General features: G+C 67.3%; 4 protein-coding genes. 3 read left to right on the forward strand and 1 reads right to left on the reverse strand.

The features are described from left to right. Positions 1-371: 371 nt before the first annotated feature. Positions 372-13,193, reverse strand: a complete 12,822-nt coding sequence (locus tag A7D27_RS04540; RefSeq protein WP_083265519.1) for a retention module-containing protein — start codon at positions 13,191-13,193, stop codon at positions 372-374. Between the two features lie 469 nt (positions 13,194-13,662). On the opposite strand from A7D27_RS04540, the gene A7D27_RS04545 reads away from it, so the two are divergent. Genes A7D27_RS04545 through A7D27_RS04555 form a run of 3 tightly spaced genes read left to right on the forward strand, consistent with a single transcriptional unit; the run spans position 13,663 to position 18,565 of the window. Then, positions 13,663-15,018, forward strand: a complete 1,356-nt coding sequence (locus A7D27_RS04545) for a TolC family outer membrane protein (RefSeq protein WP_069563038.1) — start codon at positions 13,663-13,665, stop codon at positions 15,016-15,018. A gap of 19 nt (positions 15,019-15,037) precedes the next feature. Then, positions 15,038-17,197, forward strand: coding sequence for a type I secretion system permease/ATPase (locus tag A7D27_RS04550; RefSeq protein WP_069564199.1), 2,160 nt, complete (start codon positions 15,038-15,040; stop codon positions 17,195-17,197). Between the two features lie 9 nt (positions 17,198-17,206). After that, entirely contained in the window at positions 17,207-18,565 is a 1,359-nt protein-coding gene (locus A7D27_RS04555) for an HlyD family type I secretion periplasmic adaptor subunit (protein WP_069563036.1), read from the forward strand. Positions 18,566-18,790: the final 225 nt, after the last annotated feature.

An 18,790-nucleotide genomic window follows, 5' to 3' on the forward strand; every position in this document is an offset into this window, starting at 1 on the left:
GCGTCCCCACCCGACTGCGTCGGGTTCCCTCGCTACATCGTCGCTCCAGGGGTACGGCGGGGTGCCGCCCACTCGACGGGCCATCCTTGGCCCGACAGCGCTCTCGCGACATCCATGTCGCTCACCCCCTTGACTCGCTTCGCTCGCCCTTCGGGCCAGCCTTCGGCTGTTACTCCGCTTCGCTGCGTTTCACGACGATTCCGCTCGGCCTCCTGAAGGGGCAGTGTCCCTGCCCCACTTTCACGGCCCCCAAAAGAGTCCAGTGTGCGCTTCGGGGAACGACTCCCTTTCTCAACGGAAAGCGGCAGGCTGATAGGGGCAAAGGTCCCATGAAAAAGCCCGCCCCGGAGGGAGGCGGGCCCTGCCCCACGTCAGACCGTATCGGTCTTCAGCGTGCCGTCACCCAGCATCCCGCTGATCACCCCCGCCGCGTCGGCTGCGCCGTAGGCTGCCTGCAGGTTGATGCCATCGAGCACGATGGTCGGCCCGCCCGTGCCACTGCCGGGACCGTTGCTGTCCACCGTGATGGTGGTGTTGGTGCCGAAGCTGAAGGTCAGGTACTGGCTCAGGCTGCCCACATTGGCCTGTTCCCCGGAGAGCAGTTGTGACAGGTCCAGCGCATCCACACCCTGGGTGAAGTCGGTGATGTGGGTGGTACCGGTATTGCCCAGCAGCCACTTGAAGGTGTCGGCGCCGTCGCCACCGGTGAGGGTGTCATTGCCACCCGCGCCGATCAGCGTATCGTTGCCGGCCAGCCCGCTGAGCACGTTGGCCCCGCTGTTGCCGGTGAGGGTGTCGTTGTAGTTCGAGCCCGTCAGGTTCTCCATGCCCACCAGGGTGTCCAGCCCTGCCCCGCCGGTGTTCTGCTGGCCGCTGATGCCGAGGCTGACGTTGACCCCGACGCTGGCATCCTGGTAGCCGGCGGTGTCGGTGCCGCTGCCGCCATCCAGGTAGTCATCACCGGAACCGCCCACCAGCAGGTCATTTCCGGAGCCGCCATTGAGGGTGTCGTTACCGTCATTGCCCAGCAGCACATCGTTGCCACCATTGCCGTTGAGGGTGTGCCCGCCCGCCAGGCCGTCCACCAGCAGGTTGGCGCTGTTGTTGCCGTCGAGCACCCCGTCGGTGTCACGGCTCAGACTGACCGAGGTGGCCACCGACTCGGCGCTGTAGCTGAAAGAGCCCCCCGCCGCGCCGCTGTCGGTGACGCTCACCACTCCTCCTGCCAGGCTCGCCGTCATGCCGCTGACACTGCCCACAGTGCTGATGTGCAGCGTGCTGGTGTCCGGATCGGTGTCGTTGTACAGCAAGGCCCATTCCGGCACGGGCACCGTTACCCCTGCAGCCACGTTGGTGATCAGCGAATCCCCGGTGAGGGTCGGAGCGTCATTCACCGGGGTGACGTTGATGGTGGCCCTGTCGACTGCCCTCAGTGCACCGCCTCCAATGGCGCCGGCGTCGTCGATCATCAGCATCAGCGCCACCGCAGCCGCCGTGTTGGTGCTGGCCAGGAAGGAGATGCTCCCCGCCGCCCCCGACCCGGTGTCGGTCCCCCCCAGCAGGTTGTTCAGTTGGGTCAGGGTGCCGCGGAAAGTCACCTGCGACGTGCCGTTGCCAGTGATGCTGCTGACCCCGCTGTTGCCCGCCGAGACGTTCAGTACACCCTGGGTCACCGCCAGCGTCACGGTGCGCAGGTCGCTGCCGCCATCCACATCGCCCACGCTCATGCCAGTGCCGCTGAGCGTCAGGCTGCTCTTCTCGCCGGTGCTGTAGGTGAGCCGGCTGATGTCAGCGGTCGGCGCATCGTTCACCGGGGTGACGTTGAACGTGATGGTGTTCGGGTTCGGGTCGAGGTCGACCCCGCCATTGGCCGTCCCACCGTTGTCCTGCACCTGGAAGGTGAACGACGCGTAACCGTTGCCATTGGCGTTGGCCGCCGGGCTGAACACCAGCTTGCCGGCTGCCAGATCGGCGGCCGAGACGAAGGTCCCGGCGCTGATGGCGCTGCCGTTGAGCAGCAGCGTGCCGGCCGCGGGCAGCGTGGTGATCTTCACCGCCGCCAGGCTGTTGCCCTCGCTGTCGGAGAAGCCGAAGTTGGCCGCCGTCAGCACATGGCTGGTGTCCTCCAGCAGGCTCAGGGTGGCGTCGGCACCGGCCGGCGGGCTGTTGGCATCGATCACATTGAGGGTCAGGTTGGCGCTGTCCGTCGTGCCGTCGCTGTCCACCAGGGTGTAGCTGAACTGCTCGGTGGCGTTGGCGGTGAGCCCTTCCGGCGCCACGTAGCTCCAGGCCCCGGTGGCGAAGTTGAAGGTCAGCTTGCCGTGCAGCGGCGTGTCGATCCCGGTGAGCTGGTTGCCGCTGATGGGCGAACCACTGCTCGGGGTGATGGTGCTGCCGCCGTTCCAGGTGTAGGTGATGCTGCCGATGGTGATGGACTTGATGTAGCCCGCGCCATCCGGCCCGTAGCTGTCGTCGTCGGCAGTGCCGGCCACGCCATCGGAGCCCTTGAGCACGTTGCCGGTCACATCGCCGCCAACCACCTGCCCCAGCAGCGCATCCACCAGTTGGCCGAAGCCGGAGACACTCAGCGGCGAGCCCTGGCCGTCGAGGTCGACGTCCTGCAGACGCGCCGTGTTGATGCCGTTGCCGATGCCCACCGTGGTGACGTTGATGCCGTTGTTGTCGACGAAACTGTTCCAGGCCGTCGATGTGGCATCGGCCAGCGAATTTCCGCCGCTGCCGGTCTGCTCGTTGGGGTTGCCGTCACTGATGAACACCACCTGGTTGCTCCAGCCGGCAATCGGCTGGTACGCGCCCATGGTTTCCTGGATGCCCGCCGTGAAGTCGGTGCCGTCAGCGAACGGCCGGGTGCCGCCCTCGGCCGGGTTGAGGCTGGCAATCAGCGCCGAGAACGCCTCCACACTGGTGACAGGCGCATAAGAGGTGGCCGTCGAGGAGAAGGCCACGATCTGCAACTGCACATGCCCGCTGGTGCCATCGAACAGCTCGGCACCCGCCTGGCGCACCGCACTGAGCATCTGGTTCAGCTCGGTGTTGTCGATGCTGCCGCTGAAGTCCAGCACGAAGACCAGGTTGAAGTCCCGGCCGTGCCCTTCCACCACGCTGGCCACGTCGTCCTTCGCATCCGGCCCGCTGTCCACGGCCACCACGTTGATGGTGGTGTGGGCGGTATTGGAGTTGGTCACCCCGTCGTTCACCGTCACCGTCACGTCACGGGGGGTGGTGCTCGGCGTGTTGCTGGTGTTGGAGAAGCGGATCGCCTCCAACGCCGTCTCGTAGGTGGCCTGGCTGGCCACACCGGTGAGGGTGACGGTGATCTTGCCGGCCACGCTGGTGTCCACCACCGCCGTGATACCGGCCGGCATCCCGGTGGCGCTGAGCACATCGCCAGCCTGGGCGTTGGTCAGCACCACCTTGGCCGAGGCGATGGTGCTGCCGTCGACGTCGGTGATCTGGCTGTCCAGGTCGGCAATGGCCACCGCCGGCTGGCCTTCGGTGAAGCTGGTGCGGTAATCGGCCCCACTGGCACCGCTGCTGTCGTTGGCATCCAGATCCAGCACCGGTGCATCGTTCACCGCCGCGACGTTGATAGTCACAGTGGCGCTGTTGCTGTACAGGCTGCCGTCGCTCACCTGGTACTGGAAGGTGGCATAGGGCGCACCGTTCTCGTTGCCATCGGGCACGAACACCAGCTTGCCGGCAGCGATGTCGGCGAGGCTGATCACCTGGTTCAGAGTCACCGCCACGCCGTCGAGCTTCAGCACGCCATCGGTGGCCAACTGGGTCACCTTGATGTTCGCAAAGCTGCCGGAATCGCTGTCGCTGTCGTTGATCGGCCCGGTGCCATCGCTGCCGAACAGCCCGCTGGTGGTGATGGTCACGGCGTTATCTTCAGTGGTGCTGAAGGTGTCGTTGACCGCCACCGGCGCATCGTTCACCGCTGTCACGTTGATGGTCACCGTGGCCGCGTTGCTGAAGGTGGCACCGTCGCTCACCTGGTACTTGAAGGTGGCGTAGGGCGCGCCGTTCTCGTTGCCATCGGGCACGAACACCAGCTTGTTGGCGTTGATGTCGGCCAGCGAGATCACCTGGTTCAGGGTCACCGCCACGCCGTTGAGGGTGAGCACACCGTTGCTCGCCAACTGGGTCACCTTGATGGCGGTGAAGCTGCCGGAGTCGCTGTCGCGGTCGTTCATCGGCCCGGTGCCATCGCTGCCGAACAGGCCCTCGGCAGTGAGGGTCAGCGGGCTGTCCTCGGCAGTGGTGAAGGTGTCGTTCACCGCCACCGGAACAGCGTTGGTGGCCGTCACATTGATGGTCAGTTGGCCGTTGGCGCCATCCTTGTCGGCATCGCTGATGCTGTAGCCCACCACTTCCGAGACATTGCCGCTCACCCCGGAAGGCGCGGTGTAGTTCCAGTCGCCGGTTTTGAAGTTGAACTGCAGCTTGCCGCCCAGCGCCGTGTTCACCGATAGCTGGGCGGTGGCATCGCTGCCGTCCCAGGTGTAGGTCACGCCGCTCACGGTCACCGAGGTGATACCGCCCTTGCCGTCAGCGCCGAAGCTGTCGTCGTCGGCGGTGCCGGCCACGCCATCGGAGCCCTTGAGCACGTTGCCGCCCACCTGGCCGGAGCTGACGCCGGTCAGCAGCGCATCCACCAGTTGGTCGAAGGTGCCGACGCGGATCGGCGTGCCGCTGCCGTCGAGATCGACATTCTGCAGCTTGCCGTCATCGATGCCGTTACCCACGCCCACGGTGGTGACGTTGAGGCCATTGTTGGCGATGAACTGCGCCCAGGCCGTGGCCGTGGCATCAGCCAGGGCATTGCCGCCTGTGCCGGTCTGCTCGTTGGGGTTGCCATCGCTGACGAACACCACCTGGTTGCTCCAGCCCGGCTGGGGCACGTAGTTGGCGATGGTGGCCTTGATGGCATCGGTGAAGTCGGTGCCCCCGTCGAACGGCCGGGTGCCGCCATCCAGCGGGTTGAGCGAGTTGACCAGCGACTCGAAGGCCGCATAGGAAGTGACCGGTGCATAGGCCTGGGCGGTGGAGGAGAAGGCCACCACCTGCATCTGCACATCACCCGGGGTGCCCTGGAACAGCGACTGGGCCGCTGCCTTCACGGCATCCAGCATCTGGTTCAGCTCGGTGTTGTCGAGGCTGCCGCTGAAATCCAGCACGAACACCATATTGATGTCCGGCGCGTTGGACTCGGCCACCGTGGCCACGTCGTTGCGCGCCACCGGGGTGTCGTCGTCCACACTCAGGCTCAGGGTGCCGTTGGCGCTGTCGCCGTCCTTGTCAGTGACCTTGTAGGTCAACTGGAACTGGACGTTGTTCTCGTCCTGCCCGTCCGGGTGGCGGATGGGTGCGTTCTGCACCACCTGGTAGGCGCCGCTGGTGCTGTTGAGGGTCACGGTCAGCACCGTAGTGGCGCCCTGCTTGACCAGCAGGTTGCTGCCCGAGGTCTCGTAGGTGAAACCGCTGGGCGCCCCGCTGGTGACCCAGGTGATCGAGCCCGCGCCGTCGGCGCCGAAGCTGTGGGCCACCGTGCCGCTGGTGTTCTGCGCATTCACGTCGTCGCCCACGCCGCCGGGGTTGCCGTTGGCCAGGGTGTCGTCGTCCAGCTTCACGTCGATGTTGCCGGCGGTGGGCGCGTCATCCTTGAAGCTGATGGCATTGCCCAGGTTGAGGCTGGCGCTGCTGCTGTCACCGTCCTTGTCGGTGAGGGTCGCCACCAGTTTCACCAGATCCGCCGCCGACAGGCCGGCGGCCTGATCCGGCCCGGCATCCGGGCTGTGCTGGATGGCGATGCGCTGGTCGAGGGTGACCTTGCCTTCGCTGTCCACGGTCAGGGTGAAAGCCACTGCCCCGCCGCTACCGCCCACACGGCCGACCACCTGCCCGCCCTCCAGATAGAGCTTGATGTCAGTGCCGCTGGCGCTGTCCTTCAAGCCACTGCTGGCGCCTTCGGCGCTCACAGCCAGGTTGTAGCTGACGCTGCCCGAGCCATCAGCCCCGTAGGAGCCGGTGAAAGCACCACTGAAGTCGGTGGTGGCGTCGGTGCCGAGGCTGGATTCGTCCACCTCCAGGCTGGCGACGCCGGCCTGGCCGGCGCTGATGCTCGGCGCGTCGTCCTTGAAGCTGATGGCGTTGCCCAGGTTGAGGGTGGCGCTGCTGCTGTCACCGTCCTTGTCGGTGAGGGTCGCCACCAGTTTCACCAGGTCGGCACTGCCCAGGCTCACCTCCTGATCCGGCCCATTGTCCGGGCTGTGTTGCAGGGCGATGCGCTGGTCGAGGGTCACCTTGCCGGTGCCGTCGACGCTGACGGTGAAGGCGATGGCCCCCGAGGGGCCGCCCACACGGCCGACCACTTCGCCACCTTCCAGATAGACCTTGATGTCAGTGCCGGTGGCAATGTCCTTCAGCCCGCTGGAGGCCCCCTCGCCGCTGACCTGCAAGGCGTAGGTGGTGGTGCCGGCGCCGTCGGCGCCGTAATTGCGGATGAAGGCACCACTGAAGTCCGTGGTGGCATCGCCGCCCAGGTTGGTCTCGTCCACCTGGAGGATGTCCGCCGGGATGGAGACCGCGAGAATGCCGGGCGCATCGTCCTTGAAACTGATGGCGTTGCCCAGGTTGAGGCTGGCACTGCTGCTGTCGCCATCCTTGTCGGTGAGGGTCGCCACCAGTTTCACCAGATCCGCCGCCGACAGGCCGGCGGCCTGATCCGGCCCGGCATCCGGGCTGTGCTGGATGGCCAGTTTCTGGTCGAGGGTCACCTTGCCTTCGCTGTCCACGGTCAGGGTGAAAGCCACTGCCCCGCCGCTACCGCCCACACGACCAACTACCTGCCCGCCCTCCAGATAGAGCTTGATGTCAGTGCCGCTGGCACTGTCCTTCAGCCCGCTACTGGCGCCTTCGGCGCTCACCGCCAGGTTGTAGCTGACGCTGCCCGAGCCATCAGCCCCGTAGGAGCCGGTGAAAGCACCACTGAAGTCGGTGGTGGCGTCGGTGCCGAGGCTGGATTCGTCCACCTCCAGGCTGGCGACGCCAGCCTGGCCGGCGCTGATGCTCGGCGCGTCGTCCTTGAAGCTGATGGCGTTGCCGAGGTTGAGGCTGGCGCTGCTGCTGTCACCGTCCTTGTCGGTGAGGGTCGCCACCAGTTTCACCAGGTCGGCACTGCCCAGGCTCACCTCCTGATCCGGCCCATTGTCCGGGCTGTGTTGCAGGGCGATGCGCTGGTCGAGGGTCACCTTACCGCTACCGTCGACGCTGACGGTGAAGGCGATGGCACCCGAGGGCCCGCCCACCCGGCCGATCACCTGGCCGCTTTCCAGGTAGACCTTGATGTCAGTGCCGGTGGCGCTGTCCTTCAGCCCGCTGGACGCACCGTCGGCACTGACCTGCAGGGCATAGGTGGTGGTACCGGGGCCATCGGCGCCGTCATTGCGGATGAAGGCGCCACTGAAATCAGCGGTGGCATCATCGCCCAGGTTGGTCTCGTCCACCTGGAGGATGTCCGAGGGAATTTCCACGGTGCGGATGCCGGGGGCATCGTCCTTGAAGCTGATGGCGTCGCCCAGGTTGAGGGTGGCGCTGCTGCTGTCACCGTCCTTGTCGGTGAGGGTCGCCACCAGTTTCACCAGGTCGGCACTGCCCAGGCTCACCTCCTGATCCGGCCCATTGTCCGGGCTGTGTTGCAGGGCGATGCGCTGGTCGAGGGTCACCTTGCCGGTGCCGTCGACGCTGACGGTGAAGGCGATGGCGCCCGAGGGCCCGCCCACACGGCCGATCACCTGGCCACCTTCCAGGTAGACCCTGATGTCAGTGCCCGTGGCGGTGTCCTTCAGCCCGCTGCTGGCGCCCTCGGCGCTGACGGCCAGGTTGTAGGTGATGGAGCCGGAGCCGTCGGCGCCATAGCTGCCAAGGAAGGCGCCACTGAAGTCCGTGGTGGCATCACCGCCCAGGTTGGTCTCGTCCACCTGGAGGATGTCCGCCGGGATGGAGACCGCGAGAATGCCGGGGGCATCGTCCTTGAAGCTGATGGCGCTGCCCAGGTTGAGGCTGGCACTGCTGCTGTCGCCATCCTTGTCGGTGATCGTGGCCACCAGTTTCACCAGATCCGCCGCCGCAAGGCCGGTGGCCTGATCCGGCCCGGCATCCGGACTGTGCTGGATAGCGATGCGCTGGTCGAGGGTGACCTTGCCTTCGCTGTCCACGGTCAGGGTGAAGGCCACGGCGCCGCCGCTGCCGCCCACGCGCCCGACCACCTGCCCGCCCTCCAGATAGAGCTTGATATCAGTGCCGCTGGCACTGTCCTTCAGGCCGCTGGAGGCACCGTTGGCACTGAGCGCCAGGCTGTAGGCAATGCTGCCGGCACCGTCGGCGCCGTAGCTGCTGGTGAAGGCACTGCTGAAGTCGGTGGTGGCGTCAATGCCGAGGCTGGTTTCGTCCACCTCCAGGCTGGCGACGCCGGCCTGGCCGGCGCTGATGCTCGGGCCGTCGTCCTTGAAGCTGATGAGCTTGCCGATGTCCACCGCGCCGCTGGCGCTGTCGCCGTCCTTGTCCACCACGGTGAGGGTCAGGCTGACACGCCCGGCGCCCAGGTACTTGGCCTCGTCGGCGTCGCTGGTGGGGTGCACCACGGCGCGCTGCTGGTCGAGGGTGACGGTGCCGGCCGCGTTCACGCTGAGGGTGAAGACCAGCTCACCGGTGCCGGCAGTGCGGCCTTCGATCACCGAGCCGTTGAGGCTCAGCAGCACCGCCTCGCCGGTGGCGGTGTCCACCAGGCCGGAACTGGCGTTCTGCACGCTCAGGCTGTAGGTCTGGCTGCCCAGACCGTCGGCACCGGGTTGCACGTTGAACACGCCGCTGAAGTTGGCGGTGGCGTCCTGGGCGAAGTTGGACTCGTCTACCTGCAGGGCGATCGCCGAGCCCCAGGTGACGTTGGTGCTGACGTCGTTGTAGTCGTAGTCGGAGGTGTCGGTCTTGTCTTCCCAGTTCTGATTGCCGGCGCTGCCGGTGTCCTGCAGGTGGGAGCCGCCGGGGTTCAGGGCCGCGTCACTGAACAGCACGTTGGCGCCATCGGCCCCCACCAGCGGGGTGCTGCCGATGAAGGCCTGCCACTTGCCGCCCACCAGTTGAAAGGTGACCTCCGCGCCATTGCTCAGGCCGCCGTTGGCGGCACCGTCGGGAATGAGGAAGAAGCCGGTGTGGGCCGGGTCCAGGCCATTGAGGTTGACCTGACTGCCTGCACCCTGGTCGTGCACGTTGGCCCAGATGATCTTGCCGCCCTGGGGCGTGCCGTCGTCGCCCTTGATGTAGTAGCCGTAGGTGTTGGCGTAGCCGGCGTTGGTGCCGAGGAAGGTCACCGAGGAGGTCAGGTCCAGCTCGCTGGCCTGAACGCTGGGCGAGTCGTCGTTGATCACCACGGCGAGGGAGCCGTTGGCGCTATCGCCGTCACCGTCGGTGACCTTGTAGCCGACGTTGAGGGTGATGCTGTCCTCGGTGCCGCCCTGCGGGTGCATCAGCGGTTGCAGCAGGTTGACCGTGTAGGCGCCGGTGGCCGGGTTGGTCAGCACCACGGTCATCAACGCGCCCCGGGCGGAACTGATGGTCAGGGTGTTGCTGGCGGCGTCCCAGGTGGAGGTGACGCTCTCGCCGCCCAGGCTGCCAGGGCCGGTGAGTTCCACGCTCTTCACGCCGTCGGCGCCACCGCCGTAGCCGAGGCTGCCGCTGGCGCTGGTGTTGGCACCGGGCACATCGCCAGCGCCGCCGTTGATGCCGCCAGCCAGGCCTTCATCGTCCAGCACGGTTTCAGCGCGCACGTCGCTGGCGGTGGGGCCGTCGTCCTCGAAGCGCACGGCCTCGCCGATACCGGTGGAAGCCACCGACACGTCGCCGTCGCCATCGGTCACGGTGACCACGGCGTTGATCTTGCCGGTGAGGCTCAGTGTGTCGTCGGCGCTGCTGTCGTCCAGGTGCTGCAGCGGCAGGTACTGGGCCACGCTGAGGGTGCCGTCCTGGCCGATGGCCACGGCGAACGCGGCTTGCCCGTCAAGGGCGCCGCCGGACACCCGGCCGACCACCAGACCATTCTCGACGCTGAGCAGGATGGGCGAGCCGTCGAGGGCCTTCAGGCCCGAGTCGCTGTCCTGCACCGACAGGCTGAGCACCGTGGTGGCGCCCTCCTGGTCCTGGCCAACGTTGCTGGCAGACGTGTCCACCACCGCGCCGGTGCTCTGGGCATAGCCGGCTGCCAGGCTGGTGCCGGCATCAATCACGCTGGCGAACAGCGCCGCCACGGCCGGGTTGCTGGTGTCATGGTTGGCGGCATCGCCGGGGACGCCGGGTGTGGCGCTGGTGTTCTGCAGGCCGGGAGTTTCGTCGTGGATCACCACGCGGCCTTCCACGGCCCGGATGGCCGCGCTGGGCGCGTCGTCCTCGAAGCGCACAGCGCTGCCGATGTCCACTTCACTCCGGGCCACGTCTCCGTCGCCATCGGTCACGGTGACCACAGCCTTGACCAGGCCGGCCAGGTCAACCGCATCGTCAGCGCTGCCGGTGTCGGCGTGATAGAGGGACAGGTACTGGGCCACGCTCACCGTGCCATCGGCCCCCAGGGCGATGGAGAAAGCTGCTTGGCCGGGTCCTTGCGGGCCCTCCACCCGGCCGACCACCAGGCCGTTCTCCACGTACAGACGGATCACCTGGCCATCGGTGGTGGTCAGGCCCGAGTCGACGCCGTCACCGCCGGTGACGGCCAGGCTGAGTTCGACCGTCGCGTCCTCCTGGTCCTCGCCGAAGCTGCTGCCGGCGGTGCTGACCAGCGGGCCTTCGCTCTGGGCGAAGCCGAGCAGGTCGGTGCCGACGTTGTCCACCCCGTCGAACAGCGCAGCCACCTCCTTGCTGGCCACGTCGTTGTCGTCGGCATCACCGGCCGGGGCCGGGGTGGTGGTGGCGTTCTGCAACTCGGGGCTTTCATCGTGGGTCACGCCACGGCCTTCCACCCGTTGGATGCTGGCGATGGGGGCGTCGTCCTCGAAGCGCACGGCAGCGCCGACGCCCACCTGGTCAACGGCCACGTCACCGTCGCCGTCGGTCACGGTGACCACGGCGTTGATCTTGCCGGTAAGGCTGACGCCGTCATCGCCACTGCTGGTGTCCGGGTGGAACAGCGACACGTACTGGGCGACGTTGAGGGTACCGTCCTGGCCGATGGCCACGGCAAACGCAGCCTGACCGTCGAGGCTGCCGCCGACGATGCGGCCCACCACCAGCCCGCCTTCCAGGCTGAGGACGATGGAACGCCCGTCGGTGGTGGTCAGGCCGGAATCGGTGCCGTCGCCACCGACGATGGACAGGCTCAGCACCGTGGTAGCGCCCTCCTCGTCCTCGCCGGTGCTGCTGCCGGAAACATCCACCACCGGGCCGTTGCTTTGGGCATAGCCGGGGCTGGCAAGGTCGCTGCCGGCGTTTTGCACGCCGCTGAACAGTGCCGCCACGGCCGGATCACTGCTGTCCTGGTTGCCGGCATCGCCGGGGACACCGGGCGTGGCCGTGCCGTTCTGCAAGCCGGCGCTTTCATCGAGGGTCACGCTGCCGCCTTCGGTCAGTCGGATCACCGCCGTGGGGCCGTCGTCCTCGAAGCGGATGGCGCTGCCGATCTCGGCGCTGGCGGTGGCCTGGTCGCCGTCGCCGTCGGTGACGGTGAACACCGCGCGCACCAGGCCGGACAGGTCCAGGCCCTCGTCATCGCTGCTGCTGTCGGAATGACGCAGGGACTCGTACTGCACCACGCTCAACTGGCCGGAGTTCGGATCGATGGCAATGGCGAACACGGCATTGCCATTGCCGTCACGGCCCACCACCAAGCCACTCTCCAAGGCCAGGGTGACCGGGCTGCCAGCAGTGGTGAACAGGCCGCTGCCGCCCTCCCCGCCGCCCTCGCCCAGGGCCAGGGAGAACACCGCCGAGGTGCCGGCTTCGTCGGCGCCCACGTCGAAGGCTCCCAGCACCACGGGGCCATTGCCCTGGGCAAAGGCCAGCATGTCGCCGGAGGGGTTGGCCACCGTGGCGAACACCGCCAGCGGGCCGCTCACGTCCTGACTGTCCGGCTGCAGGCCGGCGGTCTCGTCCAGCGTCACGAAGCCACCTTCCTGGGTCGGCTCCAGCCCGGCCGTGGGGCCGTCGTCGTTGATGGCGACGGTCAGCGGCACGGTGGGCGACACGTCGCCGTCCAGGTCGAAGACCCGCACGCTGAAGTTGTCGAACACCTGATCGTCGGCGCCGGTGGCGTTGGGGTTGCCGTGGTCGAGGCTGTTGTCGGTGAGGGTGTAGGTCCAGTTGCCGGCACCGTCGAACACCAGCACGCCGAAAGCGCCCTGCACGGTGCCGCCACCGGTGACGTTGATCCAGTTGCCGTTGACGTCCAGCACCTCGACACGGTCGATGCCGTCCGGCGAGGTGATCACCAGGCTGCCAGAAGTGCTTTCGGCGCTACTGCCGGCGTTGCTACCGGCCTTGCCGCCCCCGCCTTCGCCGCCGTTGAGGGCCTCTTCATCCACCTCGCCGGGGCCGGTCACCACGCTGCCGGCCTCATCCAGGAACACAACGGTCAGCGAAGGGGTGGAGTCGTCCGGCAGCGGGGGGATGTCGCCCTCGGGGAACAGCGGGGTGAAGTCAATGGGCCCGGTGGGGAAGCCGATGGTCGGGTCCACCGCGCCGCCGGTTTCCGACAGCAGCACGAAGGAGTGGCCGCCGCCCACACCGCCCGCGCCACCGGCACCGCCCGCGCCCGGACCGGCTGCGGTGGCCTCGGCGGCCAGGGTCGGGTCCACGCCGGCCTCGATGGCGGCCTGCAGTTGCTCAACGTCGGTCAGTTCCTGCTGGCTCGGGGGCTGCGGCTGGGCATCGGCGGTCGGGTCGACCGGCGCCACGTTATCGCCACCGGTACTGAGCATCTGCGTGCTCAGGGTGGTGCTGCTGTCGCGCCCCAGGGTCAGCTCACCGCCGCTGGCCAGATTGATGGCCACCGCACCTTCGGCGCCGGTGACCAGTTGCTCGCCGGCGAAGACCCGGTCCCCTTCCACCAACGGCCGGCGCGTTCCATCGCCTGCTACCGCGAACACCTCGCCTACGACCTGCCTGACGACACCGATTACCGTAGCCATGAATCCTTCCTCCAGCGCACACCTGTCGACCACTGCCGACAACCCTTCTCGAATAGGGCCAGCGCTGCGTAGGAGCGGTGCTCAAAGGGGGGGGAATGCGTGGGGCGGGGCGACAATATTTTGGTCAAAAAATTCGCGACAAAAAAACGTCACTTATTTCCATGTCGAACTGCTCCAGCAAAACCGGCGTCTCCCCAGGGCTCGAATCGCGCAACTGGCCACCTGAAACCAGACCGCGAATGCCTGAAAGGCCCGTATTTCGCGGCTGACAGGAGAACAAGATGTGCCGGTTTGCCGCACCTGCATAAGATTTTTTCTGCATATCCCTTGTGAGAAAAATTTCTTAGCTCCGTCAAAAGTTGTTCTTAGCTCTGATGTTACAAGCCTGAAACGGTTGGACAGGCAATTTCGCCAAAAAAACGTCGACCCTGAAGAAAGCAGCAAAAAGCATCGGACAAGGAGCCCCCTCATGCGAGCACTTACCCCACTCTGGAGCGCCATGTTGCTGGCCTTCGCCAGCACCCCGGTCCAGGCGATGAATCTCACGGATGCGATTCAGAGCACCCTCGACAGCCACCCGGAACTGCGCGCTGCCTCCAACGCCCGCCTCGTGGCCGACGAGCAGGTGAAGGTGGCCAAGGGCGGCTACCTGCCGACCGTCGACCTGATCGCCGGATACGGCCGGCAGATGACCGACAACCCCAGCACCCGGGCCCAGGGCAACCACAACACCGAGACCCTCAACTACAGCAACGCCGAGCTGCGCCTGCGGCAGATGCTGTTCGACGGTTTCAACACCCCCAACGAGGTGGGCCGCACCCAATCAGTGGTGAACTCCCGCGCCTACTACACCCTGGCCACCGCCGAGAGCCTGGCGCTGCGCACCATCGAGGTGTACCTGGAAGTGCTCAAGCGGCGCGAAATGGTGGCCCTGGCCCGCAACAACCTGCAGTCGCACCAGCGCGTCGGCGACCAGATCAACCTGCGCAGCCAGCGCGGCGTGGGCAGCACCGCCGACTCCGACCAGTCCGCCGCCCGCCTGGCACTGGCCGAGAACAACCTCTACACCGAGGAAGTGAACCTGGCCGATGCCGAGGCCAACTTCTTCAGCGCCGTCGGCCGCCCGGCGGACGAGCTGGAAGCCCCCTCCAGCGTCCGCGGCGAGATGCCCGCCGACCTGCTGGCAGCGCGCCAGACCATGATGGAGAACAACCCCTACCTGAAATCCGCCCAGGCCGACGTGCAGGCTGCCGAGAGCCAGTACGAGTCGGCCAAGTCGCCGTTCTATCCGCGCTTCGACGGCGAGCTGGCCACCAACGCCGACAACGACGTGCAAGGCGACGAGGGCCACGTGAAGGGTTGGCGAGCCGCCGTGGTGATGAACTACAACCTGTTCAACGGCATGCGCGACAAGGCCCGTCTGCAGGCTGCCGCCCACTCCATCAACCAGTCGATGGATATCCGCAACAACGCCCTGCGCACCCTCAACGAGAACCTCGCCCTGGCCTGGAACGCCATGGAGAACGCCCGCCTGCAAACCCCCAAGGCGCGTGAATACGCCGACTACACCCAGCGCGTGCGCGAGGCGTACCAGCAGCAGTTCGGCCTTGGCCAGCGCACCCTGCTGGACCTGCTGGACAGCGACAACGAGCTGTTCACCGCCAACCGCCGCTACGTCGAAGTCCGCTACACCGAGGAGTTCGCCATGTACCGCGTGTTCGCGGCCATGGGCGGCCTGCTGCAGCGCCAGCGAGTAGTGGTCCCGGCCGAAGCCGTAGCCGCCACCGAGGTGAAGAGCGAGGCCCGACTACCGGACCTGAAGTAACCCGGACCCGGAGCTGTCGATGACCACCATGGAACTGGCGGGCCCTGCAGTCGACCCGCGGCAGAGCCACGATGACCCCCTGCTCGACGGCCTGCTGATCCTCTGCAGGCTGCACGAGAGCCCCGCCAGCCGGGGCAGCCTCACCGCCGGCCTGCCACTGGCCGAACAGCGCCTGACCCCGGAGCTGTTGCCCCGCGCAGCGGCACGGGCCGGGTTGCAGAGCCGCCTGCTGCGCCGCGAGCTGCACGCCATCTCGCCGCTCAACCTGCCGGTGCTGCTGTTGCTGCGCAACGGCCGCAGCGCGGTGCTGCACCAGTGGGGCAAGGACGGCCGCGCGCTGATCCTGCCCAGCGAGTCCGACGGCGGCCAGCAATGGATCGACCGCGAGGCCCTGGCCGCCGAGTACAGCGGCCAGGCGCTGTTCGCCCGCCCCCGCCACGAGCTGGAGGAGACCCGCAAGCCGCTGATGCCCCGGGTCAAGTCCTGGTTCCGCGACACCCTGCGGCTGTCGCGCTGGCTCTACACCGACGCGGTACTGGCCAGCCTGCTGATCAACCTGCTGGGGATGCTGGTGCCGCTGTTCGTGATGCAGACCTACGACCGCGTGGTGCCCAACCAGGCCACCTCGACGCTCTGGGTGCTGACCATCGGCCTGCTCATCGGCACCGGCTTCGACCTGCTGCTGCGGGTGCTGCGGGCGCACCTGCTGGACACCGCCGGGAAGAAGACCGACGTGGTGCTCTCGGCCACCCTCTTCGAGCGCATCACCGGCATGTCGATGAAGGCCAGGCCGGCCACCATCGGCGGCTTCGCCCAGAGCATTCATGACTTCCAGGGCCTGCGGGAATTCCTCACCGCCGTCACCCTCACCAGCCTCATCGACCTGCCCTTCTCCATCCTCATGCTGGTGGTGATCGGGCTGCTCGGCGGCTGGCTGGTGGTGATCCCGATCCTCGCCTTCCCCATCACGGCGATCTTCGCCTGGATCATCCAGACCCGCCTGCGCGACACCGTGCAACGCAGCCTGGCCCTGGGCGCGGAACGCCAGGCGCTGCTGATCGAAACCCTCTCCGGCCTGGAAACCCTCAAGGCCTGCGGCGCCGAGAGCGAGCGCCAGCACCGCTGGGAACGCACCCACGGCGCCCTCACCCGCCTGGACAGCCACGCCCGCTTCCTCTCTGCGCTGGTCACCAACGGCACCCTGTTCCTGCAGCAGTTCGCCGGGCTGGCGATGATCGTCGCCGGGGTCTACAGCATCATCGGCGGCAACCTCAGCGTCGGCGCCCTGGTGGCCAGCTACATGCTCAACGGTCGCGTGCTCGGGCCGCTCGGGCAGATCGCCGGGCTGATCACCCGCTACCAGCAGGCCCAACTGACGATGCAGAGCACCGACTCGCTGATGGGCCTGCCCCAGGAGCGGGAGAACACCCAGCAGCCCCTGGAGCGCACCCACATTCGCGGCGCCATCGACGTGCGCGGGGTGAGCTTCCGCTACCCCGAGCAGAACGCCCCGGCGCTGCACAACGTCAGCCTGCGACTGGCAGCCGGCGAGCGGGTCGGCATCATCGGCCGCAGCGGCTCGGGCAAGAGCACCCTGGCGCGGCTGCTGATGAACTTCTACAGCCCCGAAGAAGGCCAGGTGCTGCTGGACGGCATCGACCTGCGCCAGTTGGACGTGGCCGACCTGCGCCACCAGATCGGCTTCGTCACCCATGACATGCCGCTGATCTCCGGCAGCCTGCGGGACAACCTCACCCTCGGCGCCCGCTACGTGAACGACGCGCGGATGCTGGAGGTGGCCGAGCTGACCGGCGTCACCGAACTGGCCCGGCAGCACCCCCAGGGCTTCGACCGCCCGGTGGGCGAACGCGGCCAACTGCTTTCCGGCGGCCAGCGCCAGGCCGTATTGCTGGCCCGCGCGCTGCTGCTGGACCCGCCCATCCTGCTGCTGGACGAGCCCACCAGCGCCATGGACAACACCAGCGAAGACCTGTTGCGCAACCGCCTGCACGCCTGGGCCCAGGGCAAGACGGTGGTGCTCATCACCCACCGCGCCTCCATGCTCAACCTGGTGGAACGCCTGGTGGTGCTGGATGCGGGACACATCGTCGCCGACGGGCCGAAAGAGGCCGTCATCGATGCCTTGCGCAAGGGCCGTGTCGGCCCGGCGGCTGTCTAGGAGGGCTCCATGGCCAACGCTAAAACCCCCGCCCAGTACTTCGGCGGCCGCGCCCCGGCCCGTGCCGACACCGAATTCATGCCCGAGGTGGACGGCGCCATCCTCGAAGACTCCCCCACCGGCACCCGCATCACCGTGTGGGTGGCCTGTGCCCTGCTGATCGTCGCCCTGGTGTGGGCCAAGCTCGCCGTGCTGGAGGAGGTCACCACCGGCGAAGGCAAGGCCATCCCTTCCAGCAAGGTGCAGGTGATCCAGAACCTGGAGGGCGGCATCGTCTCGGAGATCTTCGTCCGCGAAGGCCAGGTGGTGAACAAGGGCGATGTGCTGCTGCGCCTGGACGACACCCGCTTCCTCTCCAACAAGGGCGAGACCGAGGCCGACCGCCTGGCGCTGATGGCGCGGGTCGAGCGCCTGGCCTCCGAGGCCGAGGGCCGGCCCTTCGAGGTGCCCGACGAGATCGCCAAGGGCGCACCGCAACTGGCCGAGGACGAACGCGCGCTGAACCGCACACGCCTGCAACGGCTGGAGAGCGAGCAGCACATCCTCAAGGAACAGTTGCGGCAGAAGGAGCAGGAACTGGCCGAGTTCCGCTCCAAGTCCCAGCAGTACGCCTCCAGCCTGGCGCTGCTGCAGCAGGAGCTGAACATGTCCCAGCCACTGGTGGGCACCGGCGCCATCTCCGAGGTGGAGATCCTCCGCCTGCGGCGCAGCGCGGTGGAGATGCGCGGCGAGCTGAACGGCACCAACCTGGCCATCCCCCGGGCAGAGGCAGCGGTGAAGGAGATCGAGCGAAAGATGGAGGAGAGCCAGTTGTCGTTCCGCTCCGACGCCTTCAAGGAACTCAACGCAGCCCGCACCGAGCTGCAGAAGATCACCTCCACCGGCCGCGCCATCGACGACCGCGTCTCGCGCACCACCGTGCTCTCGCCGGTGCACGGCATCGTCAAGCAGCTCAAGGTCAACACCATCGGCGGCGTGGTCCAGCCGGGTAGCGACATGGTGGAAGTGGTGCCGCTGGAGGACAACCTGCTGATCGAAGCGCGCATCCGCCCGCAGGACGTCGCCTTCCTCCACCCCGGGCAGAAGGCCATGGTGAAGTTCAGCGCCTACGACTACACCATCTACGGCGGGCTCAAGGCCAAGCTGGAACTGATCGGCGCCGACACCATCACCGACGACAAGGGCAACAGCTTCTACCTCATCCAGGTCCGCACCGACAAAAGCCACCTCGGCAGCAACGCCAAACCGCTGCTCATCATCCCCGGCATGGTCGCCACCGTGGACATCATCACCGGCGAGAAAAGCGTGCTCGACTACCTCCTCAAACCCGTCCTCAAGGCCCGCTCCGAAGCCATGCGCGAACGCTAGTGCAGGGTGGCGGATAGCGCTCGCCGGCAATCGCGTGCCAGAACGCGATGGGACCACGGTTCGTAGGATGTGCTGAGGCACGAAGCGCATCACGCCGGGGTCAGGCACTTGCACGGCGTCATCCCCAACGCATCGAGGGAAGGCACCGCGCAGGGTGTATGGCGCTCTTTCCATCCACCAATGACGCTCGGCACGGCCACGAATGGTGGATCGGTGAAGCGCGAT

It is taken from the genome of Pseudomonas sp. 1D4, assembly GCF_001728925.1.
GTDB lineage: Bacteria > Pseudomonadota > Gammaproteobacteria > Pseudomonadales > Pseudomonadaceae > Metapseudomonas > Metapseudomonas otitidis.

What these genes read in the sequence shown, in the direction of transcription:
- A7D27_RS04540 (WP_083265519.1), bottom strand. Translation starts at nt 13,193, where the DNA reads ATGGCTACGGTAATCGGTGTCGTCAGGCAGGTCGTAGGCGAGGTGTTC.
- A7D27_RS04550 (WP_069564199.1), top strand. Translation starts at nt 15,038, where the DNA reads ATGACCACCATGGAACTGGCGGGCCCTGCAGTCGACCCGCGGCAGAGC.
- A7D27_RS04555 (WP_069563036.1), top strand. Translation starts at nt 17,207, where the DNA reads ATGGCCAACGCTAAAACCCCCGCCCAGTACTTCGGCGGCCGCGCCCCG.
- A7D27_RS04545 (WP_069563038.1), top strand. Translation starts at nt 13,663, where the DNA reads ATGCGAGCACTTACCCCACTCTGGAGCGCCATGTTGCTGGCCTTCGCC.